This window comes from Streptomyces sp. NPDC003038 (assembly GCF_040611115.1).
GTDB lineage: Bacteria > Actinomycetota > Actinomycetes > Streptomycetales > Streptomycetaceae > Streptomyces.
This window is the reverse complement of sequence record NZ_JBEXNN010000018.1, coordinates 104,702-131,495: the sequence shown is the minus strand read 5'-3', so window position 1 is coordinate 131,495 and position 26,794 is coordinate 104,702. Positions and strand designations below refer to the sequence as shown.

Here is a 26,794-nt window from a genome sequence, read left to right as displayed (position 1 = left end):
ATGAAGCCCGGCAGGCCCCGGGGCGGTTCCCGTTGGGGGAGCCTGCGGGGCGGCCGGCTGCTCCAGGACGGAGCACTCGGCGGCCCCGTGCTGCGGTTGTTCGTACGCCTCGTACGCCGGCCGCTGCTTCCGGCTGTCCGGCTGTGGCGGCGCAACATCCAGCTCCGGGTGGTCGCCGCCACCCTGCTGATGTCACTCGCCGTGGTGCTCGCGCTCGGCTTCGTCGTCATCGCGCAGGTCAGCAAGGGCCTCCTCGACGCCAAGGAGGAGGCCGCGCAGAGCCAGGCCGCGGGAGGGTTCGCGGTCGCACAGGAGAAGGCCAACACCCACTCAGCCGTGGACGGGCCCGACGCCACCGACAACAAGGTCGGCCGCGACGCCAGCACCTGGATGAACTCCCTCGTCAAACAGCTGGCCAGCGGCGGCCAGACCGCTTTCGAGGTGGCCGCGCTCGGCGCCGGCACCGGGGAGGAGCCGCCCGGCCCCGGCGCGCAGAAGAACGGCGTGCGCGGCGCCCGCGCCTCCGGCAACGTCGACCCGACCGCGAGCGTCCCGGTGGACCTGCGCCGGGCCGTCAACCACGCCACCGGCACCTTCAAGACCTTCTCCGAGATCCGCTACGCCGCCGGATCAGGGGAGAAGGCGCCCGAGCCCGCGCTCGTCATCGGCCAGCGGCTCAGCGACATCAACGGCGACCCGTACGACCTGTACTACCTCTTCCCGCTGACGCAGGAGGAGGAGTCCCTCAACCTGATCAAGGTCACCATCGCCACCGCCGGCCTGTTCGTCGTCGTGCTGCTCGGCGCCATCGCCTGGCTCGTCGTACGCCAGGTCGTGACGCCGGTGCGGATGGCCGCCGGGATCGCCGAGCGGCTCTCGGCCGGGCGGTTGCAGGAGCGGATGAAGGTCACCGGCGAGGACGACATCGCGCGCCTGGGCGAGGCCTTCAACAAGATGGCCCAGAACCTCCAGCACAAGATCCAGCAGTTGGAGGACCTGTCGCGGATGCAGCGCCGGTTCGTCTCGGACGTCTCGCACGAGCTGCGGACGCCGCTCACGACGGTACGCATGGCCGCCGACGTCATCCACGACGCCCGGGTCGACTTCGACCCGGTCACCGCACGCTCGGCCGAACTGCTCGCGGGGCAGCTCGACCGGTTCGAGTCGCTGCTGTCCGACCTGCTGGAGATCAGCCGGTTCGACGCGGGCGCCGCGGCCCTGGAGGCGGAGCCGATCGACCTGCGTGACGTCGTACGCCGCGTCATCGACGCGGCCGAGCCGCTCGCCGAGCACAAGGGCACCCGGATCCGCGTCCTCGGCGACACCCAGCCCGTCATCGCCGAAGCCGACTCCCGCCGCGTGGAGCGGGTGCTGCGCAACCTCGTCGTCAACGCCGTGGAGCACGGCGAAGGCCGCGATGTGGTGGTACGCCTGGCCTCCGCGGGCGGGGCCGTCGCGGTCGCCGTCCGCGACTACGGCGTCGGCCTCAAGCCCGGCGAGGCCACCCGCGTCTTCAACCGCTTCTGGCGGGCCGATCCCGCACGGGCGCGCACCACGGGCGGCACCGGCCTCGGCCTGTCCATCGCCGTCGAGGACGCGCGGCTGCACGGTGGCTGGCTCCAGGCGTGGGGCGAGCCCGGCGGGGGTTCGCAGTTCCGCCTCACCCTGCCGCGTACCGCCGACGAACCGCTGCGGGGGTCCCCGATCCCGCTGGAGCCCGAGGACTCGCGGGCCAACCGGGCCAGGGCCGCCGCCGAGGCCGCGGGCGCCGCGGCGCCCCAGCAGCCGGGGGACGGCGCCGACCGGTCGCCAATACCGCCGCGGTCGGCGGTCGCCGGAGCCTTGCCGGTACCCGCGGATCCGACGGCGCTGCCGGGCAACGGGGCCCGGGTCGTGGCGCGGCCGGCCGAGCAGGCAGCAGCAGGGGAGGACACACCTGATGGACGCTGAGCCCAGGAGCGCGAGGAGCACGAGGGGCGCGAGGGGCGGGAACGCGCGGGCCGGTGGTGCGGGGTCCGGTGCCGCGGGGTCCGGTGCCGCGGGGTCCGGGAGCGTGCACGCGCGCCGTCGGCTGAGGAGCCTGCGGGCCTGTGCCCTCGGCGCTGCCGCGCTGCTGGTGGCCGGCTGCGCCTCCATGCCCGATTCCGGCGATATCCGCCCGGTGCAGGCCTCGCAGGGCGTCGACTCGCAGGTCCGGGTGTTCAGCGTGCCGCCTGCCGACAAGGCCAGCCCGGCCGAGATCGTCGACGGCTTCCTTGAGGCGATGACCAGCGACGACCCGCAGCTGGAGACCGCCCGCAAGTACCTGACCGAGGACGCCGCGAAGAACTGGAAGCCCGGCGCGGCCGTCACCGTGCTCTCCGCCGGCCTCGACCGGCGCTCCGTGCAGGGCGAGAAGGACCCGGCGGGCCCCCGCTGGGAGGTGTCCGGCGAGAAGCTCGCGACGGTGGACGAGCGCAGCGCGTACCAGCCGGAGACCGGCGGCGGGGGCTACAAGGAGTTCCTCCAACTGGTCAAGGTGGACAACAAGCACTGGCGGATCGCGACCCCGCCCAGCAGCCTCGTACTCAGCGAATCCGACTTCCAGCGCATCTACATGCCCGTCAACAAGTACTACTTCGCGGGCGGCACACTCGTCGCCGACCCCGTCTACGTGCGTCAGCGCAGCGACCCCGACTCGCGCATGGACCCCACCACGCAGGCCGTGAAGTCGCTGCTCGCCGGGCCGTCCCACTGGCTGGCCCCGGTCGTCGAGTCCAGCTTCCCCACCGGGACGGAACTGCGCGAGGGCACCAAGTCCCTCTCGTACGACGGCCAGAACACGCTGCGCGTCCCGCTCAACGACAAGGCGGGCAGCGTCGCGCAGCCGCAGTGCCAGAAGATGGCGACCCAACTCCTGTACACCGTCAAGGAGCTGACGGCGTCCCGGCTGGAGCGGGTCGAACTGCTGCGCGCCGACGGCAAGACCTCGCTGTGCGCGGTGACCGAGGCATCGGCGGCCGTGATCGCCAACCGGGTGCCGAGCCCCCACTACCAGTACTACGTCGACAAGGACGGCCGGCTGGTCCGGATGGAGCTCGACGTCACCAGCGAGGACCAGCAGTACCGGCCGCAACGGGTGCCGGGGCCGCTGGCCGAGAACTCCGCTTTCAAGGTCGGCTCGGCGGCCGTGGCGTACGACGAGCGGCGCGCGGCGGTGGTCTCCGAGGACGGGCACGCGCTGTACGTCGTGGCTCTGGCGACACCCGGGGCCATGCCGCAGCCGGTGCTGACGGCCAAGGGGAACAAGCCGAACATGCTGACCGCCCCGAGTTGGGACGCGGCCGGCGACCTGTGGATCGCGGAGCGGGATTCCGGACTGTGGCGGGTGCCCGGCGGGACCGGAACACCCGAAAAGGTGCAGGTGGCCGGGTTGGACGGCGGGCAGATCACTTCGTTGAAGGCCTCCTCCGACGGGGTGCGGATCGCGCTGCTCGTGCAGCGGGACGACAGCCGCAAGAACCTGTACATCGGGCGCATCGAACGGCCCGCCAAGGGGGAGGCCGGGGCGGTGTCGGTGCGCGAGCTGCGCCCGGCGGCGCCGCAGATGGCGGAGGTGACGGCGATGAGCTGGGCGCCGCGGGGCCGGCTGCTGGTGGTGGGCCGGGAGAGCGGCGAGGTCGTCCAGGCCCGCTACATGCTGGCGGACGGCTCGATGGTCGCGGCGAGCCTGCCGGGCGCGAGCGGGCTGCTCGCGGTGACGGTCGCCGCCTCGGAGGAGGAGACGAAACCGGAGCCGCCGGTGGTGGGGTACTCGGAGGGCGACGGCATCGTGTGGCTGCCGCCGGGGGCGCAGTGGCGTACGGCGGCGGCGGGCGGCCGAGCGCCGGTGTACCCGGGCTGAGCTGCGGTTTCGCTGGTTGTCCACAGGGGTGGCGGGCCTGTGCCCGGCCCGGCAGAGTGGGGCTATGCGGGGGTGGTGGGGGGAGCTCGCCGGGCTGGTCCTGCCGGTCGACTGCGCCGGCTGCGGGGCCGACCGGGTGCTGCTGTGCGCCGCTTGCCGGGAGGCGCTGAGCGGGGCCGCCGCGGGGCGGGTGCGGCCCTCTCCGCCGCCTGCGGGGCTGCCGGTGGTGCATGCCGCGGCCGTGTACGGGGATGGCGTACGGGCTGTCCTGCTGGCGCACAAGGAGCGCGGGGCGCTGCCGCTGGCCGGGGCGCTCGGCGCTGCCCTGGCGGCGGCGATCTCCTCCACCGGGAGCGGGGCGGGGGTGGGGGCGGGGGAGCTGGCCCTGGTACCGGTTCCCTCGGCGCGCCGCCGGGTACGGGCGCGCGGGCATGATCCGGCGCGCAGGATCGCGCTGGCGGCCGCGGCGCGGCTGCGGCGGGCCGGTGTTCCCGCGCGCGTGGCGCCCGTACTGCGGCTGCGGCGGGCGGTGGCCGACCAGGCGGGCCTGGGGGCCCGCCAGAGGCGGGAGAACCTCGCGGGGGCGCTGGCGGTGTGCCGGGACGGGGCGCGGCTGACGGACGGGGCCGCGCTCGTGCTCGTGGACGACCTCATCACCACCGGAGCGACGCTGGCGGAGGCGGCCCGGGCGGTGCGGGCGGCCGGTCTCGGGGCGGGGGCGCCGGGGCCGGCGTCGGGGTCCGCGCCGGGGATCGTTCTGCGGGCGGCGGTGGTGGCCGCGCCGGCGGACTCTTTCGTGCGGATCCGGCCGACAACTCCTCCGGAGCAAAATTCTTCCGAATAGATTTGGAACTGGAGGGGAAGGCCCATCGTTGCAGGTGATAAGACGGAAGAGACATCTGGACGGAGATACGGTCCGGTAGCGGGTGCCGACAGCGGGCATAGAGAGATATGTTCGGTGGTGAGGGACTGGCGAACCTCGCGCCCCACGGATCGGATCGCACGTTCTGGGAATCTGCGTCAGGGAGGCTGTCGCTCTACTCCGCAGTCGGTGGGATGTGGATCTTGCCGATGGGGGAGGAGGAGGTGGAAGTCGCCAGTCCGAGGCTCCGGTGTTCACCGGGGCCTGGTGCGAAAGGGAGACGCTTCGCCCCCTGGGCGAAGTTATCCGGGAACGGAGTTCTGCGTGGACATCGTCGTCAAGGGCCGCAAGACCGAAGTGCCCGACCGGTTCCGCAAGCACGTGGCCGAGAAGCTGAATCCGGAGCGGATCCAGAAGCTCGACGCCAAGGTGATCAGCTTGGACGTCGAGGTGTCCAAGGAACACAACCCGCGTCAGGCCGACCGTTCCGACCGCGTGGAGATCACCCTGCATTCGCGAGGCCCGGTGATCCGTGCCGAGGCGGCGGCCGCCGATCCGTATGCGGCGCTCGACCTGGCTCAGGACAAGCTGGAGGCCCGGCTGCGCAAGCAGCACGACAAGCGTTACACCCGCCGCGGCAGCGGCCGGCTCTCGGCGGCAGAGGTCGCCGACGTCGTCCCGGACGCGGCTCGTCTGAACGGGAGCGGCGAGCCGGTCAGCGACGAGAAGGCGGACGCGATCCCGACGACCCGGATCGGATCGCTGGAAGTGCAGGGCGAAGGTCCGCTCATCGTTCGCGAGAAGACGCACTCGGCCGCACCCATGTCGCTCGACCAGGCTCTGTACGAGATGGAACTGGTCGGTCACGACTTCTATCTGTTCGTCGACTCCGACACCAAGATGCCCAGCGTCGTCTACCGACGTCATGCGTACGACTACGGCATCATCCACCTGAACCCCGACGGCGCTTCCAGCTCGGACGAGTCCGGTGCGGGCGCCGGCGGCGCGCTCGGCGGCTGAGCACACCATTCGTTGCCCCTGCGGGACGCCGAGGCGTTCCGCAGGGGCTCTTGTATGACGGGTATGCGCCAGGTGGCCGTCGACTGACCCCGCCCGGTGGCGCGGGCATGGAATCATGGCGGGCAGTCAATCGGCGGCGGTGCCCGTCGGGTTGGCCCAGCAGCTCAGCACATGCAGGGGGAGGAACGATGGCGGACGGCTTCGGGCCGGTGCGCGGTGACGACGGTGCGGGCTGCCGTGAGGCGGCCCGTGAGGCGGCCCGGGCGGCGGAGGCCGCCGGCTCGTCGGCCGGGGAGCCCATCCGGGTACTCGTGGTCGACGACCACGCGCTCTTCCGGCGCGGGCTGGAGATCGTCCTCGCGCAGGAGGAGGACATTCAGGTCGTCGGTGAGGCGGGTGACGGCGCGGAGGCCGTGGACAAGGCGGCCGACCTGCTGCCGGACATCGTGCTGATGGACGTACGCATGCCCAGGCGCGGCGGGATCGAGGCGTGCACGTCGATCAAGGAGGTGGCGCCCTCCGCGAAGATCATCATGCTGACGATCAGCGACGAGGAGGCGGACCTCTACGACGCGATCAAGGCGGGCGCGACCGGGTACCTCCTGAAGGAGATTTCGACGGACGAGGTGGCCACGGCGATCCGGGCCGTCGCGGACGGGCAGTCTCAGATCAGCCCCTCGATGGCGTCGAAACTGCTCACCGAGTTCAAGTCGATGATCCAGCGGACCGACGAGCGGCGGCTGCTGCCGGCGCCCAGGCTGACGGACCGGGAGCTGGAAGTCCTGAAGCTGGTGGCCACGGGCATGAACAACCGTGACATCGCGAAGGAGTTGTTCATCTCCGAGAACACGGTGAAGAACCACGTCCGCAACATCCTGGAGAAGCTTCAGCTGCACTCCCGGATGGAGGCCGTGGTCTACGCGATGCGGGAGAAGATCCTCGAAATCCGCTGACCGTCCCGGGCGGGGGCGGGGGCGGTGCGACGAGTGCCCCGCTTCAGGCGCTCCCCCAGGAGCGGTCGTCTAGGGCACACCTCTACGGGCTCCTCTACGGGCCCACCTCTACGGGCGCCGCGCGGACAGCTCCGCGACGACGGCCGCCGCCTCCTGCGCGCTCTGCGCGCGCTCGACGCGTACGTCCTCGCACCCCACCCACCGCGCGGCCTCCCACAGGGCCTCCGCCATCGCGGAGGCGGCCTTGGGCGTCTCCAGCGAGAGCTGGCGGGCGACCAGGGTGGTGCCCTCGCGGCCCGGGTCGACGCGGCCCTGGAGCCGCCCGCCCGCCAGCAGCGGCATCGCGAAGTACCCGTGGATCCGCTGGGGCTTGGGGACGTACGCCTCCAGACGGTGCGTGAAACCGAAGATCCGCTCGGTGCGGGGGCGGTCCCAGATCAGCGAGTCGAACGGGGAGAGCAGAGTCGTGCGGTGGCGGCCGCGGGGGACCGTCGCCAGCGCCGCCGGGTCCGCCCAGGCGGCCCCTCCACGACGGTCGCGCCCCCAGCCCTCGACCTCGACCGGCACCAGTCCGGAGTCCGAGATGACCGCGTCGACCTGCTCGCCCTTGAGGCGGTGGTAGTCGGCGATGTCGGCGCGGGTGCCGACGCCCAGGGACTTCCCGGCGAGCGCGACGAGGCGGCGCAGGCACTCGCGGTCGTCCAGGTCGTCGTGGAGCAGCGCGTCCGGGACGGCCCGCTCCGGCAGGTCGTAGACCCGCTTCCAGCCGCGCCGCTCACCGCACACCACCTCGCCGGTGTCGAGCAGCCACTCCACCGCGATCTTGGTCTCGGACCATTCGAACCACTCTCCGCCGTTCTTGGCACCGCCGAGCTCGGTCGAGGTCAGCGGGCCGTCCGCCCTGAGGCGCTCCAGGACCGCCTTCGTCGAGCGGTCCTTGTCCCGCAGGACGTGCCAGCGGTGGCCGCGCGCGTAGCGGGCCCGGCGGCGGAAGGCGAAGTGCGGCCACTCCTCGACGGGGAGGATGCAGGCCGCGTGCGACCAGTACTCGAAGGCGTGGCGGTCGGACCAGTACGCCGCCTCCACCGCCTTGCGGTCCACCGCGCCGAGGCGGGCGTACGCGACCAGCTCGTGCGACCGCGCCAGGACCGAGATCGTGTCCAGCTGTACGGCGCCCAGGTGGCGCAGCACGCCCCGCACCCCTGCCCGCCGGTCGGGCGCCCCGAGGAAGCCCTGTGCGCGAAGGGCGATGCGGCGGGCTTCGTCGGCGGAGAGCGAGAGCAAGGTCATGCCGGCAGCCTAAGCCGGGCCACTGACAGCGGGCTCTGACCGGGGCGTTGAGGGCAGGTACGGCAGTGCCGGCGTCAGGCCGAGGTCCGAGGGGAGCAGGGCGCCCACCCAGCAGTCGCGTGCGGTGCCGCCCGTCCGCAGTGCGGCGCGCAGGGTGCCCTCGACGCGGAAACCGGCCTTCTTCGCGACGGCCCGCGAGCCGTCGTTGCCGACCTCGGCGCGCCACTCCAGCCGTACGGCGCCCAGCTCGGTGAAGGCCCAGCGTGCGACGGCGCCCACGGCCTCGGTCATGAAGCCGTGCCCCCGGTGCTCCTTGGCCGTCCAGTAGCCGATCTCGTACCCGTCCTCCCCGCGTACGTGGACGCCGACGGCCGCGACCAGCGGGCCGTCGGCGCCGAGGCGTACGGCGAAGCTGTAGCCAGTGTCCTGGCGCCAGCCGTCCGGGACGATCTCGTTCACGAAGCTGTGCGCGTGCTCGCGCTCGTAGGGGGAGGGCACCATGGTCCAGCGCTGGATGTCCGGGTCCTGCGCGGCCGCGTAGACCTCGTCCTCGTCCGCCGGGACGAAAGGCCGCAATTCCAGCCTGGACGTGCTCAGTGTGATGGGCTCCATGAACGAATTCTGCTGTTCGCGTCTGCCCACGGCGAACAGTTTTCGGGAAACTCCTCGGGGACACGGCACCTTCCATGTCCCCCGTACGTTCTCAATCCGGGTGCCAGCCGCCCTGCGGATACGGCGGACCTCCCGACGCGACCACGTCCTCGCTTACGATGGCCGTTGCGGTGGGGCCCACCTGCCGTGCCCGTGTACGTACAGTGCCCAGGCCCGACCGGCAAGGAGACAAACCTCGGTGTCCGTCTTCAACAAGCTCATGCGTGCAGGCGAAGGCAAGATCCTGCGCAAACTGCACCGCATCGCGGACCAGGTCAACTCCATCGAAGAGGACTTCGTCAACCTCTCCGACGCCGAGTTGCGGGCGCTCACGGACGAGTACAAGCAGCGTTTCCAGGACGGCGAGAGCCTGGACGACCTGCTGCCCGAGGCCTTCGCGACCGTTCGCGAGGCCGCCAAGCGCGTCCTCGGCCAGCGCCACTACGACGTCCAGATGATGGGCGGCGCGGCGCTGCACCTCGGCTATGTCGCCGAGATGAAGACCGGTGAGGGCAAGACCCTCGTCGGCACCCTGCCCGCGTACCTGAACGCGCTGTCCGGCAAGGGCGTCCACCTGATCACGGTGAACGACTACCTCGCCGAGCGCGACTCCGAGCTGATGGGCCGGGTGCACAAGTTCCTCGGCCTGGAGGTCGGCTGCATCCTGGCGAACATGTCGCCGGCGCAGCGCCGCGAGCAGTACAACTGCGACATCACCTACGGCACGAACAACGAGTTCGGCTTCGACTACCTGCGCGACAACATGGCGTGGTCGCAGGACGAGCTCGTCCAGCGCGGCCACAACTTCGCCGTGGTCGACGAGGTCGACTCGATCCTCGTCGACGAGGCCCGTACCCCGCTGATCATCTCCGGCCCGGCCGACCAGGCCACGAAGTGGTACGGCGACTTCGCGAAGCTGGTCACCCGCCTCACCAGGGGCGAGGCCGGCCAGCCGCTCAAGGGCATCGAGGAGACCGGCGACTACGAGGTCGACGAGAAGAAGCGCACCGTCGCCATCCACGAGTCCGGTGTCGCCAAGGTCGAGGACTGGCTCGGCATCGAGAACCTGTACGAGTCGGTGAACACCCCGCTCGTCGGCTACCTGAACAACGCCATCAAGGCGAAGGAACTGTTCAAGGCCGACAAGGACTACGTCGTCATCGACGGCGAAGTCATGATCGTCGACGAGCACACCGGCCGTATCCTCGCCGGCCGCCGCTACAACGAGGGCATGCACCAGGCGATCGAGGCGAAGGAAGGGGTGGACATCAAGGACGAGAACCAGACCCTCGCCACGATCACCCTGCAGAATTTCTTCCGCCTCTACTCGAAGCTGTCGGGTATGACCGGTACGGCCATGACCGAAGCCGCCGAGTTCCACCAGATCTACAAGCTCGGTGTCGTCCCGATCCCGACCAACCGGGACATGGTCCGCAAGGACCAGCCGGACCTGATCTACCGGACCGAGGTCGCGAAGTTCGCCGCCGTCGTCGACGACATCGCGGAGAAGCACGAGAAGGGCCAGCCGATCCTCGTCGGTACGACGTCGGTCGAGAAGTCCGAGTACCTCTCCCAGCAGCTCTCCAAGCGCGGCATTCCGCACGAGGTGCTCAACGCCAAGCAGCACGACCGTGAGGCGACGATCGTCGCCCAGGCCGGCCGCCGCGGCGCCGTCACCGTCGCCACGAACATGGCCGGCCGCGGTACCGACATCAAGCTCGGCGGCAACCCGGACGACCTCGCCGAGGCCGAGCTGCGCCAGCGCGGCCTGGACCCGGAGGAGCACATCGAGGAGTGGGCGCACGCCCTGCCCGAGGCGCTCACCCGTGCCGAGGCGGCGGTGAAGGCGGAGTTCGAGGAGGTCAAGGAGCTCGGCGGGCTGTACGTGCTGGGCACCGAGCGCCACGAGTCGCGCCGTATCGACAACCAGCTGCGCGGCCGCTCCGGCCGACAGGGCGACCCGGGCGAGTCCCGCTTCTACCTGTCGCTGGGCGACGACCTGATGCGGCTGTTCAAGGCGCAGATGGTCGAGCGCGTCATGGCGATGGCGAACGTGCCGGACGACGTGCCGATCGAGAACAAGATGGTGACGCGGGCGATCGCGTCGGCCCAGTCGCAGGTCGAGACCCAGAACTTCGAGACGCGCAAGAACGTCCTGAAGTACGACGAGGTCCTCAACAACCAGCGTGAGGTCATCTACCGGGAGCGCCGCCGGGTCCTGGAGGGCGAGGACCTGCAGGAGCAGGTGCGCCACATGATGGACGACACGATCGACGCGTACATCGCGGCCGAGACGGTCGAGGGCTTCGCCGAGGAGTGGGACCTGGAGCGCCTGTGGGGCGCCTTCAAGCAGCTCTACCCGGTGAAGGTCACCATCGAGGAGCTGGAGGAGGCCGCGGGCGACCGCGCGGGCATCACCGCCGAGTTCATCGCGGAATCCGTCAAGGACGACATCCACGAGCAGTACGAGGCGCGCGAGAAGACGCTCGGCTCCGAGGTCATGCGTGAGCTGGAGCGGCGCGTGGTGCTGTCGGTCCTGGACCGCAAGTGGCGTGAGCACCTGTACGAGATGGACTACCTGCAGGAGGGCATCGGCCTGCGGGCGATGGCCCAGAAGGACCCGCTGGTCGAGTACCAGCGCGAGGGCTTCGACATGTTCAACGCCATGCAGGACGGCATCAAGGAGGAGTCCGTCGGCTACCTGTTCAACCTGGAGGTCCAGGTGGAGCAGCAGGTCGAGGAGGTTCTGGTGCAGGACGCGGCGCCGTCGCTGACGAAGGAGCCGGTGGCCGCCGTCCGTCCGGAGATCCGGGCGAAGGGGCTGGACGCTCCGCAGCGTCCGGACCGGCTGCACTTCTCGGCGCCGACGGTCGACGGTGAGGGCGGTGTGGTCGAGGGTGACTTCGAGGCCGATGGCTCCGGCGGTGACGGGATGACGCGTGCCGAGCGGCGCAAGGCGCAGAAGGCGTCCGGCGGGCGTCGCCGCAAGAAGTAACCCCGCTGGGGTTGGTCCGCCGGCCGGGGCCGGGCACCGTACGCGGTGTCCGGCCCCGGCCGTGTTGTGTGCCGGTGCGGTGCGGTGCGGTGCGGTGCGGTGCGGTGTGCGGTGCGGCCGCCGGGGCTCGGCCCCGGGCCCCGCGCCTCAAACGCCGGCGGGGCTCAAGATCGGGGCTCGGCCCCGGGCCCCGCGCCTCAATCGCCGGCGGGGCTGGGCGTGGGCCCGGGCTTTGAGCGTCGGTGGGGCTGGGGGTGGCCTCCAGAGGGCTCAGGGGCGGGGGCCCTGGATTTCGACCGCCGCGCAGCGCCAGCGGAGGTCCTGGCCCTGTTCCAGGCGGAAGGCCATCGCCGTCACGCGGTCGCCCGTGGCGATGCGGGCGAAGGCCTCGATGACGCCCGGGCCGGGGGTGAAGCGTCCGCACTGGCGGATGACGGGGCGCGGGCGCTCGCCCAGGGGGCTGTCCGGGGCGAGGGTGACCAGCTGCTGGTAGGCCGGGCCGATGGTGTGGCCGAGGAGCGAGTGGACGGGGCGGCGGCCGGTGACGACGGCCAGCAGCCGTTCGGCGAACCAGTGGTGCGGGCCCTGCCGTACCGCCGGTGGCGGGTTCCCCGGGCGCCGTGAGTCGCGGCGCCCGGCGGGGCGGGTCCGGGCAAGGGCGGCGCCGCCGGGCCGGCGGCGGCTTCCGTCGCCGGTCATCGTGCCGCGCATCGTGGTGTCCATCGCGATCTGCCCCCGTACAGGCTGGGCCCGGAGCGGTACCGAGCGGTAACTTGATGGGGTTCTTCTACGGCCGCCCGAACACGCTCCGCAACCACCCGCGCGGCCCGGACCGACGGGGCCCCGGTTCACCTATCCGAGTGCGCGGCGCCCCGCGTACCGCCTCGGCGACGCCTGCCCGGGGACGGCGGTGGACGCACGCGGGCCCGGGCCCCGCACCCCGAAGGGGGACGGCGCCGTCACTCCGCCGGACGGCGTCACCGTCCCGCAGCGCGGGTCCGGCCCGGCCGCCCCCGACCGGGAGGCCCGGCCGGGGCCGAGTCGCACGGGGGCATCACGCGAAGCGGCGTCAGCCGTATCCTGAGGGTTCTCCGACTACCGAAAGCAGCCGGCCATGCGCGTGTACGTCCCCCTGACCCTCCCCGGGCTCGCCGAGGCGCACCGGGCGGATGAGCTGGGCCCCGCCCCGCTGCGTGCGTACGCGGTCACCCCCGGGCTCCGCGAGTGGTACGTGTCGCAGGACATCGAGGAGCTGGAGTACGCGGCCCTCGGCCGGGCCGCCGCCGCCTCCCTGCGGATGATCGCGCGGGACGCGGACGCCCCGCGCAAGCGGGTCGTCGTGGCGCTCGACGTCGACGATAAGGCCGCCACCGCCGTCCCCGGCCTCGACGAGGCCACGCTCGGCCAGGTGACCCTCGGGCAGGCCGTACGGCTCACCACGGCCGCCGCCGTGCACGTGGACGCCGACGACGCCCAGGCGGACGTGGCCGCCGCCGCAGGTGCCGTCGAAGCCGCCGACGCGGGGGACGACGACGCGCGGTTCGCCGTCGACGGCGCCGAGGACCACGAGCTGCTGTGGTTCGGGGTGCAGGAGATCCCGGGGCTGCTCAAGTGACGCACATCGTCTGGGACTGGAACGGGACCCTCCTGCACGACATCGACGCCGTCATAGCCGCGACCAACGCCTCCTTCGCCGAGCTCGGCTTCGCGCCGATCACTCTGGAGACCTACCGCGACCTGTACGTCGTACCGGTGCCGAAGTTCTACGAGCGCCTCATGGGCCGGCTGCCCACCGAGGACGAGTGGCTGCTCATGGACGCCACCTTCCACCGTCACTACTGGGCCTCCGCCGAGGACGCCGCGCTCGCCGAGGGCGCCCGGGAGCTGCTCCAGGGCTGGCAGCGGGACGGGCTCACTCAGTCCCTGCTCTCCCTCGCGCCCCATGAGAAGCTCGTGCCCCTGGTGCAGGCGCACGGGATCCACCTGCACTTCCTTCGCGTCGACGGCCGGACCGGGCCCTCCCACACCTCCAAGGCGGGGCATCTCGTACGCCATCTTGAAGCGCTGGAGGAGACGGGCGTGACGCCCGGCCGTACGGTCCTCATCGGGGACGCGGTGGACGACGCGGTCGCCGCCGCCCACGTCGGCGCCCGGGCGGTTCTCTACACGGGCGGTTCGCACAGCCGCCGCAGTCTGGAATCAGCCGGTGTGCCGGTCGTCGACACCCTGGCAGAAGCCGTACTCACAGCTCGCCGACTGGCCGAATAGCGACTTGCACGGAAGGCGTCCCGCGTCGCTGCGCAGAACGTCAAAGTTCCACCCCCGGATTTGTACACATACAGCTCATGACGGGGCGGGGGTGGATCGAGATAGCCTTGACCCGTGATCAGCGCGATAGTCATCGGGGGCACTGAAGCCCCCGGCCCGCGCCCGGCGCACGAACGTGCCCGGGCCTTCGCTGATCCCCGCTGCCGGGACCTCGCGCCGATCATGGCTGATTCCGTCCCGGCCGCCTCTCCCGACGGCATAGCGTCGATCGCGACCGGACACCCGCCTCGCGGCGCTACGTCATTTCTTCCTTCACCTACGTCGTGCAATGGCGCGCGACAGGAGCAGAGGACATGCAGACCAAGCTGGACGAAGCAAAGGCCGAGCTGCTCACACGGGCGGCCCGGGTAGCTGAGAACAGCCCGGCCGGGGGGCTACTTCCGACTGGGTCCGAGCAGGGAGAGCGTCCGGACCGGGACGCCGTGCTCGCCTACCTCCAGCGCTACTACCTCCACACCGCCCCCGAGGACCTCGTGGACCGGGACCCGGTCGACGTGTACGGGGCGGCGCTCTCTCACTACCGGATCGCCGAGAACCGGCCGCAGGGCACCGCGAACGTGCGCGTGCACACCCCGACCGTCGAGGAGAACGGCTGGACCTCCAGTCACTCCGTCGTCGAGGTGGTCACCGACGACATGCCGTTCCTCGTGGACTCCGTGACCAACGAGCTGTCCCGGCAGGGTCGCGGCATCCACGTCGTGATCCACCCCCAGGTCGTCGTCCGCCGTGACGTCACCGGCAAGCTGATCGAGATCCTCGGTCCCGACTGCGACGCCCACGGTCCCCGTACCGCGCGCCCCCACGACTCCCTCGTCGAGTCCTGGATCCACGTCGAGATCGACCGCGAGACCGACCGCGCCGACCTCAAGCAGATCAACGTCGACCTGCTGCGCGTCCTGTCCGACGTACGCGAGTCCGTCGAGGACTGGGAGAAGATGCGCGACGCCGCGCTGCGCATCGCCGAAGGCCTGGCCGACGAGCCGACCGCGGTAGACCTGCGCGACTACGAGCTCGAAGAGGCCCGCGAGCTGCTGCGCTGGCTCGCCGACGACCACTTCACCTTCCTGGGCTACCGCGAGTACAACCTCGTCGACGGCGACGCCCTGTCCGCCGTGCCCGGCACCGGCCTCGGCATCCTGCGCTCCGACCCGCACCACAGCGGCAAGGACGAGGGCCACCCCGTCTCGCCGTCCTTCAACCGGCTCCCGGCCGACGCCCGCGCCAAGGCCCGCGAGCACCACCTGCTGGTGCTGACCAAGGCCAACAGCCGCTCCACCGTGCACCGCCCCTCGTACCTCGACTACGTGGGCGTGAAGAAGTTCGACGCCGAGGGCAATGTCGTCGGCGAGCGCCGCTTCCTCGGCCTCTTCTCCTCCGCCGCGTACACCGAGTCCGTGCGCCGGGTCCCGGTCATCCGCCGCAAGGTGGCCGAGGTGCTGGAGGGCGCCGGCTTCGCGCCGAGCAGCCACGACGGCCGCGACCTGCTCCAGATCCTGGAGACCTACCCGCGCGACGAGCTGTTCCAGACCCCGGTCGACCAGCTCCAGGCCATCGCCACCTCCGTGCTCTACCTCCAGGAACGCCGCAGGCTGCGGCTGTACCTGCGCCAGGACGAGTACGGGCGCTACTACTCGGCGCTCGTCTACCTGCCGCGCGACCGCTACACCACCGGGGTGCGGCTGCGGCTGATCGACATCCTGAAGGAGGAGCTCGGCGGCACCAGCGTCGACTTCACCGCCTGGAACACCGAGTCGATCCTCTCCCGCATCCACTTCGTCATCCGCATCCCGCAGGGCACCGAACTGCCCGTCCTCACCGACGCCGACGTCGAGCGCATCGAAGGCCGCCTGGTGGAGGCCGCCCGCTCCTGGGCCGACGGCTTCTCCGAGGCCCTCATCGCCGAGCTCGGTGAAGAGCGCGCCGCCGAGCTGCTGCGCCGCTACGGCACCCCGTTCCCCGAGGGCTACAAGGCCGACCACTCGCCGCGCGCCGCCGTCGCCGACCTCTGCCACCTGGAGCGGCTCTCCGCCAGCGAGCGCGAGTTCGCGCTCTCGCTGTACGAGCCGGTCGGCGCGGGCCCCGGTGAGCGCCGGTTCAAGATCTACCGCACCGGTGACCAGGTCTCGCTGTCCGCGGTCCTGCCGGTGCTCCAGCGCCTGGGTGTCGAGGTCACCGACGAGCGCCCGTACGAGCTGCGCCGCTCGGACCGGGTCAGCGCGTGGATCTACGACTTCGGGCTGCGGATGCCCCTTCCCACCGGGAACGGGGGCGACACCTACCTCGGCGACGACGCCCGCGAGCGCTTCCAGGAGGCCTTCGCAGCCGTCTGGCGGGGCGAGGCGGAGAACGACAACTTCAACGCCCTGGTGCTGAGCGCCGGGCTGACCTGGCGGCAGGCCGTCGTCCTGCGCGCGTACGCGAAGTACCTGCGCCAGGCCGGCTCCACCTTCAGCCAGGACTACATGGAGGACACCCTCCGCAACAACGTCCACACCACCCGGCTGCTGGTCTCGCTCTTCGAAGCCCGGATGTCGCCCGTCCGCCAGGCCGCCGGCAGCGAGCTCGTCGACGCGATGCTGGAGGAGCTCGACGGGGCCCTGGACCAGGTCGCCTCGCTCGACGAGGACCGCATCCTGCGCGCCTTCCTCACCCTCATCAAGGCCACCCTGCGGACCAATTTCTTCCAGTTGAACGCCGCGGGCGAGCAGCACTCCTACGTGTCGATGAAGTTCGACCCGCAGGCCATCCCCGACCTCCCGGCGCCGCGCCCCGCCTACGAGATCTGGGTGTACTCCCCGCGCGTCGAGGGCGTCCACCTGCGCTTCGGCAAGGTCGCCCGAGGCGGCCTGCGCTGGTCCGACCGGCGCGAGGACTTCCGTACGGAGATCCTCGGCCTGGTCAAGGCGCAGATGGTCAAGAACACGGTCATCGTGCCGGTCGGCGCCAAGGGCGGCTTCGTCGCCAAGAACCTGCCCGACCCGTCGGCCGACCGCGACGCGTGGCTCGCCGAGGGCATCGCCTCGTACAAGATCTTCATCTCGGCGCTGCTCGACATCACCGACAACATGGTCGGCGGCGAGGTCGTACCGCCCCGGGGCGTGGTCCGCCACGACGAGGACGACACCTACCTCGTCGTCGCGGCCGACAAGGGCACCGCGACCTTCTCCGACATCGCCAACGGGGTCGCGGAGTCCTACGGCTTCTGGCTCGGCGACGCCTTCGCCTCCGGCGGCTCGGCCGGCTACGACCACAAGGGCATGGGCATCACCGCCCGGGGCGCCTGGGAGTCCGTCAAGCGGCACTTCCGCGAGCTCGGCCACGACACCCAGACCCAGGACTTCACCGTCGTCGGCGTCGGCGACATGTCCGGCGACGTCTTCGGCAACGGCATGCTGCTCTCCGAGCACATCCGCCTGGTCGCCGCCTTCGACCACCGGCACATCTTCATCGACCCGGACCCGGACGCGGCCACCTCGTACGCGGAGCGCCGCCGGCTGTTCGAACTGCCGCGCTCCTCGTGGGCCGACTACGACACCGCGCTGCTCTCCCCGGGCGGCGGCATCCACCCCCGCACCGCGAAGGCCATCCCGGTCAACGCGCACGTCCGCGCGGCCCTCGGCATCGAGGCGGGCGTCACCAAGATGACCCCGGCCGACCTGATGCGGGCCATCCTCCAGGCCCCCGTGGACCTGCTGTGGAACGGCGGCATCGGCACGTACGTCAAGGCGACGGCCGAAACCCACGCGGACGTGGGCGACAAGGCCAACGACGCCATCCGCGTCAACGGCTCGGACGTGCGGGCCAAGGTGATCGGCGAGGGCGGCAACCTGGGTCTGACCCAGCTCGGCCGGATCGAGTTCGCCCGTACCGGCGCCGGCGGCGAAGGCGGGAAGGTCAACACCGACGCCATCGACAACAGCGCCGGCGTGGATACCTCCGACCACGAGGTGAACATCAAGATCCTGCTCAACGCGGTCGTCGCCGACGGCGACATGACCGTCAAGCAGCGCAACAAGCTGCTCGCCGAGATGACCGACGAGGTCGGGCACCTGGTACTGCGCAACAACTACGCGCAGAACGTGGCCCTCTCCAACGGCGCGGCCCAGGCCCCCAGCCTGCTCCACGCCCAGCAGCGCTTCATGCGCCGCCTCGGCCGCGAAGGGCTGCTGGACCGGGCGCTGGAGTTCCTGCCCACCGACCGGCAGATCCGCGAGCTGCTGAACACCGGCAAGGGCCTGACCCAGCCGGAACTGGCCGTCCTGTTCGCCTACACCAAGATCACGGTGGCGAGCGAGCTCATCACCACCGGGCTGCCGGACGACCCGTACCTGCGCCGCCTGCTGCACGCGTACTTCCCGGCCGCCCTGCGGGAGCAGTTCCCGGAGCAGATCGACGCGCACGCGCTGCGCCGCGAGATCATCACCACGATCCTGGTCAACGACACCGTCAACACCGGTGGCTCGACCTTCCTGCACCGGCTGCGCGAGGAGACCGGGGCCTCCCAGGAGGAGATCGTCCGGGCGCAGCTCGCGGCCCGCGAGATCTTCGGCCTGGCCGAGGTGTGGGACGCGGTCGAAGCGCTCGACAACGAGGTCGCCGCCGATGTCCAGACCCGGGTGCGGCTGCACTCGCGGCGCCTGGTGGAGCGCGGTACCCGCTGGCTGCTGAACAACCGGCCGCAGCCGCTCCAGATCACCGAGACCATCGAGTTCTTCCAGGACCGGGTGACGCGGGTCTGGGCCGAGCTGCCCAAGCTGGTGCGCGGCGCCGACCTGGAGTGGTACGGGTCGATCATGGACGAGCTGACCGGCGAGGGCGTGCCGGAGGAACTGGCGGCCAAGGTCGCCGGCTTCTCCTCCGCCTTCCCGACGCTCGACATCGTCGCGATCGCGGACCGCACCGGCGCGGGCCCGCTGGATGTCGCCGAGGTGTACTACGACCTCGCCGACCGCCTGGAGATCACCCAGCTGATGGACCGGATCATCGAGCTGCCGCGGGCCGACCGCTGGCAGTCGATGGCCCGCGCCTCCATCCGCGAGGACCTGTTCGCCGCGCACGCGGCGCTGACCGCGGATGTGCTGTCGGTGGGCAACGGCAGCTCCACTCCCGAAGAGCGCTTCAAGGCGTGGGAGGAGAGGAACGCGGCGCTCATCGGGCGAGCCCGTACGACCCTGGACGAGATCCGGGGCTCGGACGACTTCGACCTGGCGAACCTGTCGGTGGCGATGCGGACGATGCGGTCGCTGCTGCGCGCGCACAGCTGATCGGCGGGTCGCTCCCGCGGGGGTGTACGGAACGGGCCGGCCCGGGACCTGAACGGTCCCGGGCCGGCCCGCCCCGTTGTACGGCGTGCCCGTTGTACGGCGTGCGCCGTCCGCCGCTGCGGCGCCGTCGCGGGGGCTCCGCCCCCGGGCCCCGCGCCTCAAACGCCGGCGGGGCTGGGTGGGTGCGCCTCAAACGTCGGTGGGGCTGGGTGGGTGCGGCGGGGGTGGACGGCGCGCCGCGGCTATCTCTTGGCCGTGGTGAAGGCTTCGTACGCCGCGCAGACCTCCGTGGAGGGGCCGTCCATGCGCAGGACGCCCGATTCAAGCCAGATCGCACGGTCGCAGGTCTCGCGGACCGTGTTGATGCCGTGGCTGACGAGGAAGACGGTGCCGGCGCGCTCGCGGAGCTCCGCGATGCGGGCCTGGCTGCGGCGCTGGAAGGCGGCGTCGCCGGTGGCCAGGGCCTCGTCGATCATCAGGACGTCGTGGTCCTTGGCGGCGGCGATGGAGAAACGCAGCCGCGCGCCCATGCCGGAGGAGTACGTCCGCATGGGCAGGGAGATGAAATCGCCCTTCTCGTTGATGCCGGAGAAGTCGACGATGTCCTGGTAGCGATCGCGGATCCGCTGCTTGGACATGCCCATCGCGAGGCCGCCGAGGACGACGTTGCTCTCGCCGGTCAGGTCGTTCATCAGAGCGGCGTTCACCCCCAGGAGGGACGGCTGGCCGTGCGAGTAGATCGCGCCGCCGGCCACCGGCTGGAGGCCGGCGATGGCGGCCAGCAGGGTGGACTTGCCCGAGCCGTTGGAGCCGATGAGCCCGATGGCCTCGCCCTTGTACGCGGTGAAGCTGACGCCCTTGACGGCGTGCACCTCGCGGATGCCGGGGGCGGGCCCGCGGGAGAAGATCCGGCTCAGGGCGGCGGTGGCGCCGCCCTTGCGGGCGCCGCTGCCCTGGACCTTGTAGACGACGTGGACCTCGTCCGCGATCACGGTCGGGACGCGGGTCGCGGTGTCAGCCACGGCCGTACTCCTCTTCGGACTTCCAGAAGTAGACGAAGCCGCCGGCGCCCGCCAGCACGGCCCAGCCGATGGCGATCGGCCACACGTGGTGGGGGAGCGACTGCGCCGGGAAGCTGTCGATCAGCGCGAAGCGCATCAGGTCGATGTAGACGGCCGCCGGGTTGGTCTTGAGCATCAGCAGCACCCAGTGCGGCAGATGGTCCGTCTTCAGCACCTGGTCGATGGACCACATGACGCCCGACGAGTACATCCACGTGCGCAGGACGAAGGGCATCAGCTGGCTGACGTCCGGGCTCTTGCTGCCGATGCGGGCCATGACCATGGCGCAGCCGGCGGCGAAGACGGCCATCAGCAGGAGTGTCGGGACGGCCAGCAGCCAGGACGGACTCGGGGTCTGGCCGAAGGCGAACAGCAGGATGACCAGGGCGCCCATGGTGACCAGCAGCTGCTGGAAGAGCTGGACGACGGTGGAGAGGGGCAGGCTGGCGCGGGGGAAGTGCAGGGCGCGGACCAGGCCGAGATTGCTGTGCACGGAGCGGGTGCCGGCGTTGACGGAGCTGCCGATGAAGTCCCAGACGAAAACGCCTGTGATCAGGAACGGCACGTAGTCGGGCACGCCGTGGCTGGCCCGCATCACGATCCCGAAGACGAAGAAGTACACGGCGGCGTTGAGCAGCGGGGTCACCAGGTGCCAGACCTGGCCGAGTCTGGCCGTGCTGTACGTCGCCTGCATGCGGGCGGTCGCGTACGCGGTCACGAAGTGGCGGCGGGCCCAGAGCTCCCGGATGTAGCGGGGGAGGGTGGGGCGGGCGCCGCTGACGGTCAGGCCGTGGGCGGCGGCGAGTTCTGCGGGGCGCTCGGGGCGAGCGGGTGCGGTCGCGGTGGTCACAGGGGTCGCTTTCGCCGGGGTCAGGGTCTGGCTGGCGATGGGACGGGGCCGTATCGTCGCTACGGCGAGGTTAGAGCGGGCGTCGTCGGAACGCAACCGTATCGTCGCGACGGCTAGGGGAGGGCGTGCGCCGCTATGCTCTGCGCATGACCAAGGACCCCGCCTCCGCCGATTCCCCCGCTTCCGCACCGGCCCCCGCTCCCGCCCGTCGCGCCCCGGCAGGAGCCGCCGTCCTGCGCGAGGACGTCACCGAGGCGATCCGCGGGGCGGTGCTGGAGGAACTGGCCGCCGTCGGGTTCTCACGCATGTCGATCGAGGGAATCGCGCGGCGGGCGGGCGTCGGCAAGACCGCGGTGTACCGGCGGTGGAAGTCGAAGCTGCATCTGGTGCTGGACCTGGTGGGCGCCTTCGCGGCGGACGGCCTGCCGGTGCCCGCGACGGGGTCGCTGTACGGGGACGTACGCGCGCTGCTGGAGGTCATGTCACACGTGCTGCGGCATCCGGTGGCGTCCGCGGTGGTCCCCGATCTGCTGGTCGAGGCGGCGCGGAATCCGGAGATTGCGCAAGCGGTCCGGGGCGCGGTGCTGGACGGGCAGCGGCGGATGGCGGAGGGGATCGTCGCGGACGCGGTGTCCCGGGGCGAGTTGGGGGAGGGCGCGGATCCGGAACGGGCGCTCGATCTGGCGATCGGGCCGCTGTACTGGCGGCAGGTGGTGGTGCGGGACGCCGTGTCCGGGGAGTACCTGGACGACCTGGCCCGGTCGGTGGTCGCGGGGCTGCGGGCCGTCTGATCCCCGCGGAGCCCCGGAAAGCCGGGCGCGGCCCGGCTTCGTCTGCCCGGCCCGCCGGCAGGCTTACGGCGAGAGGCCCGGCACGCGTCCGCCCCGCCCGGCGGCAGGCTTACGGCCAGAGGCCCGCCGTCAGCTTGGCCAGGCCGGGTTCCAGGGCGGGTTCCAGGGCGGGTTCCGGGGCGGGGGACTGGGCCGAAGGCGCGGGGCGGCGGTCCTCCAGAGGCGTGATCGCCGGGACCGGGACCGGCTGCCCCAGGAAGACGCGGCGGACCACACGCTCCGCCGCGTGCCCGTCGTCGTACGGGCAGAAACGGGCCCGGAACGCCGCCCGGAGCTGGGCGGAGCGGGAGCCCTGCCAGTGGCCCGTGGCGAAGATGTCCACGAGCTCGTCCTCGGTCCGGGCGATCGCGCCCGGCGGGCACGTACGCAGGTCGAAGTAGGTGCCCCGGGCGGCCTCGTACGCCTCCCAGTCGTCCGCGTGGATGACGATCGGCCGGTCCAGCACCGCGTAGTCGAACATCAGGGACGAGTAGTCCGTCACCAACGCGTCCGAGGCCAGGCAGAGTTCCTCCACCGACGGGTACGAGGAGACGTCGATCAGACGGGGATGGGCGTCCGGCGCCCACCCGCTGTCCGCGTACGTGAGGTGGGTGCGCGTCAGCAGGGTGAAGCGGGGACCCAGGTCGCGCAGGACCCGCTCCAAGTCCAGGTGGTCGGGGCGGCTGCGCCGGTAGTCGCGGTGGGTGGGGGCGTACAGGATCGCCGTGGAGCCCGGCGGGATGCCGAGGCGTTCGCGCAGCTCCAGGACGTCGGTCCGGCTCGCCCGGTGGAAGACGTCGTTGCGCGGATAGCCGTACTCCAGCGTCGTGTACGAGGACGGCACGGCCCTCTCCCACACCAGCGTGGAGTGGCGGTTCGAGGAGAGCAGGAAGTCCCACTGGTCGGCGCCGCGCAGCAGGCCCGCGAAGTCCGTCGTCGGGGTGGCCGCCGGGCGGTCCTGGAGGTCGAGGCCGACGCGCTTGAGCGGGGTGCCGTGCTGGGTCTGGACCAGGATCTGGCCGGGGCGCTTGACCAGGGCGCGGTCGAAGTTGACGTTGGTGACCAGGTACGTGGCCCGCGCGAGGGCCGTCCAGTACGCCGCCGAGCCGGGGCGCAGGGCCACCGTCTCCCGGGGAAGCGTCGCAGTGTGCGCCGGGTCGCAGATCCACGCCGTCCGCATCCGGGGGGCCAGCTCCCGCAGCTTCGCCTCGATCGCCGCCGGGTTGCAGGCGTAACCGCCGTGCCAGTACGCGGAGAAGACGGCCAGCTCCGGCCTGAGCGGCAGCAGGCGCTGGATCCGGTAGTGCAGGCGCAGCCAGGTCTCGCGCAGGCCCCGCCGGGCGGCACCGGAACCCCGGCCCACCGCCAGTGCGCCCGCCCGCAGGACCGACAGCAGCCGGTAGGTCCGCCGGGCGCCCAACCGCATCAGGGTGTGCCGCACGCGGTCGGTACGGGACAGCGAGAGCGGCAGCGCGCCTCCGCCGCCGGGAGCCCGGTGGCGGCGCAGCAGGGCCGAGGCCCGGCGGAAGAACTCGGCCCGGCTGGAGCGGGGGAGGCGGCGGGGGTCGGCGTACAGGGCGCAGAACTGTCCGGCCATCCGCCGGTGCACGGTCGGGCGCCAGCGCTCCAGCTCGGGGCGGCCGGCGAGGTAGCCGAAGACCCGGTCGTACTGGTCGAGGATGTCGAGGTGGCGGCGGCTGGAGGTGGTCAGGATCGAGCCCGTGCGCCGTTGGCGGTAGTGGACGCAGACCCGGTCCAGGACGGCGACGGACTCGGCGGCCAGCAGCGCCGGGTAGGTCCAGGGGGTGTCCTCGTAGAACCCGGGCGGGAAGGTGAGCCCCTCACGCTCCACGTACTCGCGGCGGTATGCCTTGTTCCACACCACGGTCAGCATGCCGAGCAGGGCCGGGCGGTCGGTGAGCCGGAAGCTGGCCGGACCTTCCTCCGACAGGCGGTGCGAGAGACGGTTGCGCACCAGCTCCCCGGTCCAGAAGGTGCGCGCGTAGTCGTAGACCAGGACGTCCGGCGAGCCGGTGGCCTTCAGCCGGTCCGTGATGGCCTGGAGGGCGCCCGGGGCGAGGGTGTCGTCGCCGTCGAGGAAGACGAGGTAGTCGCCGGTGGCCCGGGCCAGGCCCGCGTTGCGGGCCGGGCCCAGGCCCAGGTGGTGCGCCAGGTGCACGGCGGTGACCCGCGGGTCCCGGGCCGCGTACTCGTCGATGATCGAGCCGCAGGCGTCCGGGGAGGCGTCGTCGACCGCGATCAGTTCCAGATCCGGGTACGACTGGGTCAGGACCGAGTCCAGACTCTCCTGGAGATACGCCTGGACCTTGTACGCGGGCACGATGACGCTGAACCGGGGCACGGCACATCCAGAGGTCGGCAGGCGGGCATATGGCCCAGGAACCCCCGGCGTGGTGATCGGGTTACGCGGGGTGCGGCATTCGGGTTACGCAGCGTCAACGCCGCACGTCAACGGGGTCGACAGGCCGACAGAACCGACAGGGCCGACAGGCCGACAGAACCCGCCGCGCGGGCCGCGTCACTTGACCGCGCCGGCCATCACCCCCGTGACGAACTGCCGCTGGAAGGCGAAGAAGACGACGAGCGGCACCACCATCGACAGGAACGCACCCGGCGCCAGCACGTCGATGTTGTTCCCGAACTGCCGTACCTGCTGCTGGAGCGCGACCGTGATCGGCGGGTTCGCCGAGTCCGCGAAGACGAGCGCCACCAGCATGTCGTTCCACACCCACAGGAACTGGAAGATGCCGAGCGAGGCGATCGCCGGACCGCCCAGCGGCAGCACCACCCGGGCGAACAGGCGCAGTTCCCCCGCCCCGTCGAGGCGGGCCGCCTCCAGCAGCTCGCGCGGGATCTCCGCGAAGAAGTTGCGCAGGAGGAACACGGCGAAGGGCAGCCCGAAGGCGACGTGGAACAGCACCACACCGGCGGTGGTCTCGAACAGCCCGATGGAGCCGAAGAGTTCGGAGACCGGGATCAGCGCCACCTGGACGGGGACGACGAGCAGTCCGACGACGAGCAGGAAGAGCCAGTCCCGGCCGGGGAACTCCAGCCAGGCGAAGGCGTACCCGGCGAACGCGCCGAGGACGAGTACGAGCAGGGTCGCCGGGACCGCGATCGCGACCGTGTTCAGCAGGGAGCCGGTGATCGTGTCGTTGGCCAGCAGCCGCGCGTAGTTGTCGGCGGTCAGCCGGGACGGCGCGGTCAGCACCTGCCACCAGCCGCCCTTGTTGAGGTCGGTGGGGGAGAGGAAGGAGGAGATGAGCAGGCCGAGCGTGGGCAGCAGCCAGAAGAGGGCGGCCAGGAGCAGGAAGACGCGCAGGGCTCCGCCCGCGGCGCGGGCCGCGAGCCGTCCGGCGCGGCCGCCGGGCGTCGCCGGGGTCCGCCCGGGGACTTCCGGCCGGACCTTGGTGGGGGCGCTCATCGGGACCGCTCCTTCCGCAGCCTGCGGATGTTCACCAGCATCACCGGGACCACCAGGGCCAGCAGCAGTACGGCGATGGCGCTGCCCAGGCCCGGATCGGCGTCCGCGCCGAAGGAGGTCCGGTACAGCTGGAGCGCGAGGACGTTAGCGTCGTCCTGCACCGCGCCCGGCGCGATCACGAAGACCAGGTCGAAGATCTTCATCACGTTGATGACGAGGGTGACGAGGACGACCACCAGTACGGGCGCCAGCAGCGGGACGGTGATCCGGCGGAACACCTGCCACTCGTTCGCCCCGTCCACCCGCGCCGCCTCCAGCAGCTCGCGGGGTACGGAGGCCAGCCCGGCCCCGATCAGCACCATCGCGAAACCGGCCCACATCCATACGTACGCCCCGATGACCGCCGGGGTCACCAGGGCCGGGCCCAGCCACTCCACCCCGGAGTACGCCTCCCGGAAATTGTCCGCGGGCAGCCGCACCCGCGCCCCGTCGGCCTTCGCGGACAGGGTGAAGGTGCCGTCGGCGCGGGCCCTCGCCGAGTCCACCACCTTGCCGTCCTTGACCGCCTCGACCCGCATCCCGGCGAAGGCGGACTCGGCGGGGTCCACCGCGTTCGTACGGCCGCCCCCGCCGCGGGTGAAGTCCTGCCAGGCCGTGCCGGTCACCTTGCCGGGCTCGGCCGCGGCGGCCGCCGCCGTCCGGGTGCCCTCGGGCAGGGCCTCCGGGGCCACGCCCACCAGCGGGAGCAGCACCGGCACGCCCGCCCGGACGGGATCGCGGGTGATGAAGGCGCCCCCGTCGGCGGGCTCCAGGGGCGAGTCCCGGCCGGGACGGGCCTTGGGGAAGGCCGAGGACTCCGCGAAGGTGTCGTGCACGCCCACCCAGACCGCGTTGGCGATCCCGCGGTCGGGATCGTGGTCGTAGACGAGCCGGAAGATGATGCCCGCCGCCAGCATGGAGATCGCCATCGGCATGAACACCAGCAGCTTGAACGCGGTGCCCCAGCGGATCCGTTCGGTGAGCACCGCGAAGATCAGGCCGAGGGCGGTGGCCGTGGTGGGCGCCAGCACCACCCACACCGCGGTGTTCTGCAGGGCGGTGCGGATCGTGTCGTCGCTCAGGATCTGGCGGTAGTTGTCGCCGCCGACGAAGGTGTCGCCGGAGCGGTCGAAGAGGCTGCGGAAGAGGGAGTAGCCGATCGGGTGCACGACGAGTGCGCCGAGCAGCACGAGGGCGGGGAGGAGGAACGCCGCCGCTATCAGGCGGCGGCGCCGCGCCTCCGCGGCGCGGGCCGTCCTCCCGGCCCGCAGGGCGGCCGCGTCGTCCCCGGACCGGGGGGCGGGTCCGGCGCGGCCGGTGCCG

18 protein-coding genes are annotated in these 26,794 nt (G+C 71.7%); 10 read left to right on the top strand and 8 right to left on the bottom strand.

Annotated features, from left to right (window positions below; translation table 11 throughout):
* From mtrB to ABZX75_RS22600, 5 genes are all read left to right on the top strand, one after another.
* Window positions 1–1,950, top strand: coding sequence for an MtrAB system histidine kinase MtrB (gene mtrB / locus ABZX75_RS22620; RefSeq protein WP_355413254.1), 1,950 nt, complete (start codon window positions 1–3; stop codon window positions 1,948–1,950).
* A 103-nt stretch (window positions 1,951–2,053) separates the two neighbouring features.
* Window positions 2,054–3,883, top strand: a complete 1,830-nt coding sequence (locus ABZX75_RS22615; RefSeq protein WP_355413252.1) for an LpqB family beta-propeller domain-containing protein — start codon at window positions 2,054–2,056, stop codon at window positions 3,881–3,883.
* Between the two features lie 64 nt (window positions 3,884–3,947).
* On the top strand, window positions 3,948–4,727 hold the full coding sequence (locus ABZX75_RS22610) for a ComF family protein (protein WP_355413250.1): 780 nt from the start codon (window positions 3,948–3,950) through the stop codon (window positions 4,725–4,727).
* A gap of 285 nt (window positions 4,728–5,012) precedes the next feature.
* Complete coding sequence (gene raiA / locus ABZX75_RS22605) at window positions 5,013–5,765, top strand: ribosome-associated translation inhibitor RaiA (RefSeq protein ID WP_355413248.1); 753 nt, start codon at window positions 5,013–5,015, stop codon at window positions 5,763–5,765.
* Between the two features lie 188 nt (window positions 5,766–5,953).
* On the top strand, window positions 5,954–6,718 hold the full coding sequence (locus tag ABZX75_RS22600; RefSeq protein WP_355413246.1) for a response regulator transcription factor: 765 nt from the start codon (window positions 5,954–5,956) through the stop codon (window positions 6,716–6,718).
* 108 nt (window positions 6,719–6,826) lie between these two features.
* Here ABZX75_RS22600 and ABZX75_RS22595 read toward each other — a convergent pair whose 3' ends face one another.
* Together ABZX75_RS22595 and ABZX75_RS22590 are read right to left on the bottom strand one after the other, a co-directional pair.
* Window positions 6,827–8,008, bottom strand: a complete 1,182-nt coding sequence (locus tag ABZX75_RS22595; protein ID WP_355413244.1) for a crosslink repair DNA glycosylase YcaQ family protein — start codon at window positions 8,006–8,008, stop codon at window positions 6,827–6,829.
* Between the two features lie 9 nt (window positions 8,009–8,017).
* The gene (locus ABZX75_RS22590) at window positions 8,018–8,620 is read right to left on the bottom strand and encodes a GNAT family N-acetyltransferase (RefSeq protein WP_355413243.1); all 603 of its coding nucleotides are present in this window, start codon (window positions 8,618–8,620) and stop codon (window positions 8,018–8,020) included.
* Window positions 8,621–8,858: 238 nt separating this feature from the next.
* Here ABZX75_RS22590 and secA point away from each other — a divergent pair, with 238 nt between their 5' ends.
* Window positions 8,859–11,654, top strand: coding sequence for a preprotein translocase subunit SecA (secA, locus tag ABZX75_RS22585; protein ID WP_355413241.1), 2,796 nt, complete (start codon window positions 8,859–8,861; stop codon window positions 11,652–11,654).
* 270 nt (window positions 11,655–11,924) lie between these two features.
* Here the strand turns inward: secA and ABZX75_RS22580 are convergent, their stop codons facing one another.
* The gene (locus ABZX75_RS22580) at window positions 11,925–12,353 is read right to left on the bottom strand and encodes an Rv3235 family protein (protein WP_355413275.1); all 429 of its coding nucleotides are present in this window, start codon (window positions 12,351–12,353) and stop codon (window positions 11,925–11,927) included.
* A 415-nt stretch (window positions 12,354–12,768) separates the two neighbouring features.
* Between ABZX75_RS22580 and ABZX75_RS22575 the strand changes: the two genes are divergently transcribed.
* The 3 genes from ABZX75_RS22575 (at window position 12,769) to ABZX75_RS22565 (ending at window position 19,246) form a co-directional block, all read left to right on the top strand.
* Window positions 12,769–13,269, top strand: coding sequence for a hypothetical protein (locus ABZX75_RS22575; RefSeq protein ID WP_355413239.1), 501 nt, complete (start codon window positions 12,769–12,771; stop codon window positions 13,267–13,269).
* The gene (locus ABZX75_RS22570) at window positions 13,266–13,922 is read left to right on the top strand and encodes an HAD family hydrolase (protein WP_355413237.1); all 657 of its coding nucleotides are present in this window, start codon (window positions 13,266–13,268) and stop codon (window positions 13,920–13,922) included. Before ABZX75_RS22575 ends, ABZX75_RS22570 begins: the two co-directional genes overlap by 4 nt.
* A gap of 353 nt (window positions 13,923–14,275) precedes the next feature.
* On the top strand, window positions 14,276–19,246 hold the full coding sequence (locus ABZX75_RS22565; RefSeq protein WP_355413235.1) for an NAD-glutamate dehydrogenase: 4,971 nt from the start codon (window positions 14,276–14,278) through the stop codon (window positions 19,244–19,246).
* 242 nt (window positions 19,247–19,488) lie between these two features.
* Here ABZX75_RS22565 and ABZX75_RS22560 read toward each other — a convergent pair whose 3' ends face one another.
* Window positions 19,489–20,268 carry an ABC transporter ATP-binding protein gene (locus ABZX75_RS22560; RefSeq protein WP_355413233.1) on the bottom strand — a complete coding sequence of 260 codons (780 nt, stop codon included), beginning with the start codon at window positions 20,266–20,268 and terminating at the stop codon, window positions 19,489–19,491.
* On the bottom strand, window positions 20,261–21,157 hold the full coding sequence (locus tag ABZX75_RS22555) for an ABC transporter permease (protein ID WP_355413231.1): 897 nt from the start codon (window positions 21,155–21,157) through the stop codon (window positions 20,261–20,263). Before ABZX75_RS22555 ends, ABZX75_RS22560 begins: the two co-directional genes overlap by 8 nt.
* Before the next feature lie 146 nt (window positions 21,158–21,303).
* Between ABZX75_RS22555 and ABZX75_RS22550 the strand changes: the two genes are divergently transcribed.
* The gene (locus tag ABZX75_RS22550; protein ID WP_355413229.1) at window positions 21,304–21,948 is read left to right on the top strand and encodes a TetR/AcrR family transcriptional regulator; all 645 of its coding nucleotides are present in this window, start codon (window positions 21,304–21,306) and stop codon (window positions 21,946–21,948) included.
* A 109-nt stretch (window positions 21,949–22,057) separates the two neighbouring features.
* Here ABZX75_RS22550 and ABZX75_RS22545 read toward each other — a convergent pair whose 3' ends face one another.
* The 3 genes from ABZX75_RS22545 to ABZX75_RS22535 all read right to left on the bottom strand — a co-directional run bounded on the left by ABZX75_RS22545 (window position 22,058) and on the right by ABZX75_RS22535 (window position 26,742).
* Window positions 22,058–24,349 (bottom strand): bifunctional glycosyltransferase family 2 protein/CDP-glycerol:glycerophosphate glycerophosphotransferase, encoded by a 2,292-nt coding sequence (locus ABZX75_RS22545; protein WP_355413227.1) that lies wholly within the window; start codon window positions 24,347–24,349, stop codon window positions 22,058–22,060.
* 177 nt (window positions 24,350–24,526) lie between these two features.
* The gene (locus tag ABZX75_RS22540; protein WP_355413225.1) at window positions 24,527–25,432 is read right to left on the bottom strand and encodes a carbohydrate ABC transporter permease; all 906 of its coding nucleotides are present in this window, start codon (window positions 25,430–25,432) and stop codon (window positions 24,527–24,529) included.
* A complete protein-coding gene (locus ABZX75_RS22535; protein WP_355413273.1) occupies window positions 25,429–26,742 on the bottom strand; it encodes a sugar ABC transporter permease in 1,314 nt (437 codons plus the stop codon). The genes ABZX75_RS22540 and ABZX75_RS22535 overlap by 4 nt, the downstream gene beginning before the upstream one ends.
* Window positions 26,743–26,794 lie beyond the last annotated feature (52 nt).

What these genes read in the sequence shown, in the direction of transcription:
- mtrB (WP_355413254.1), top strand. Translation starts at nt 1, where the DNA reads ATGAAGCCCGGCAGGCCCCGGGGCGGTTCCCGTTGGGGGAGCCTGCGG.
- ABZX75_RS22610 (WP_355413250.1), top strand. Translation starts at nt 3,948, where the DNA reads ATGCGGGGGTGGTGGGGGGAGCTCGCCGGGCTGGTCCTGCCGGTCGAC.
- ABZX75_RS22600 (WP_355413246.1), top strand. Translation starts at nt 5,954, where the DNA reads ATGGCGGACGGCTTCGGGCCGGTGCGCGGTGACGACGGTGCGGGCTGC.
- ABZX75_RS22595 (WP_355413244.1), bottom strand. Translation starts at nt 8,008, where the DNA reads ATGACCTTGCTCTCGCTCTCCGCCGACGAAGCCCGCCGCATCGCCCTT.
- ABZX75_RS22590 (WP_355413243.1), bottom strand. Translation starts at nt 8,620, where the DNA reads ATGGAGCCCATCACACTGAGCACGTCCAGGCTGGAATTGCGGCCTTTC.
- ABZX75_RS22580 (WP_355413275.1), bottom strand. Translation starts at nt 12,353, where the DNA reads ATGACCGGCGACGGAAGCCGCCGCCGGCCCGGCGGCGCCGCCCTTGCC.
- ABZX75_RS22575 (WP_355413239.1), top strand. Translation starts at nt 12,769, where the DNA reads ATGCGCGTGTACGTCCCCCTGACCCTCCCCGGGCTCGCCGAGGCGCAC.
- ABZX75_RS22565 (WP_355413235.1), top strand. Translation starts at nt 14,276, where the DNA reads ATGCAGACCAAGCTGGACGAAGCAAAGGCCGAGCTGCTCACACGGGCG.
- ABZX75_RS22550 (WP_355413229.1), top strand. Translation starts at nt 21,304, where the DNA reads ATGACCAAGGACCCCGCCTCCGCCGATTCCCCCGCTTCCGCACCGGCC.
- ABZX75_RS22540 (WP_355413225.1), bottom strand. Translation starts at nt 25,432, where the DNA reads ATGAGCGCCCCCACCAAGGTCCGGCCGGAAGTCCCCGGGCGGACCCCG.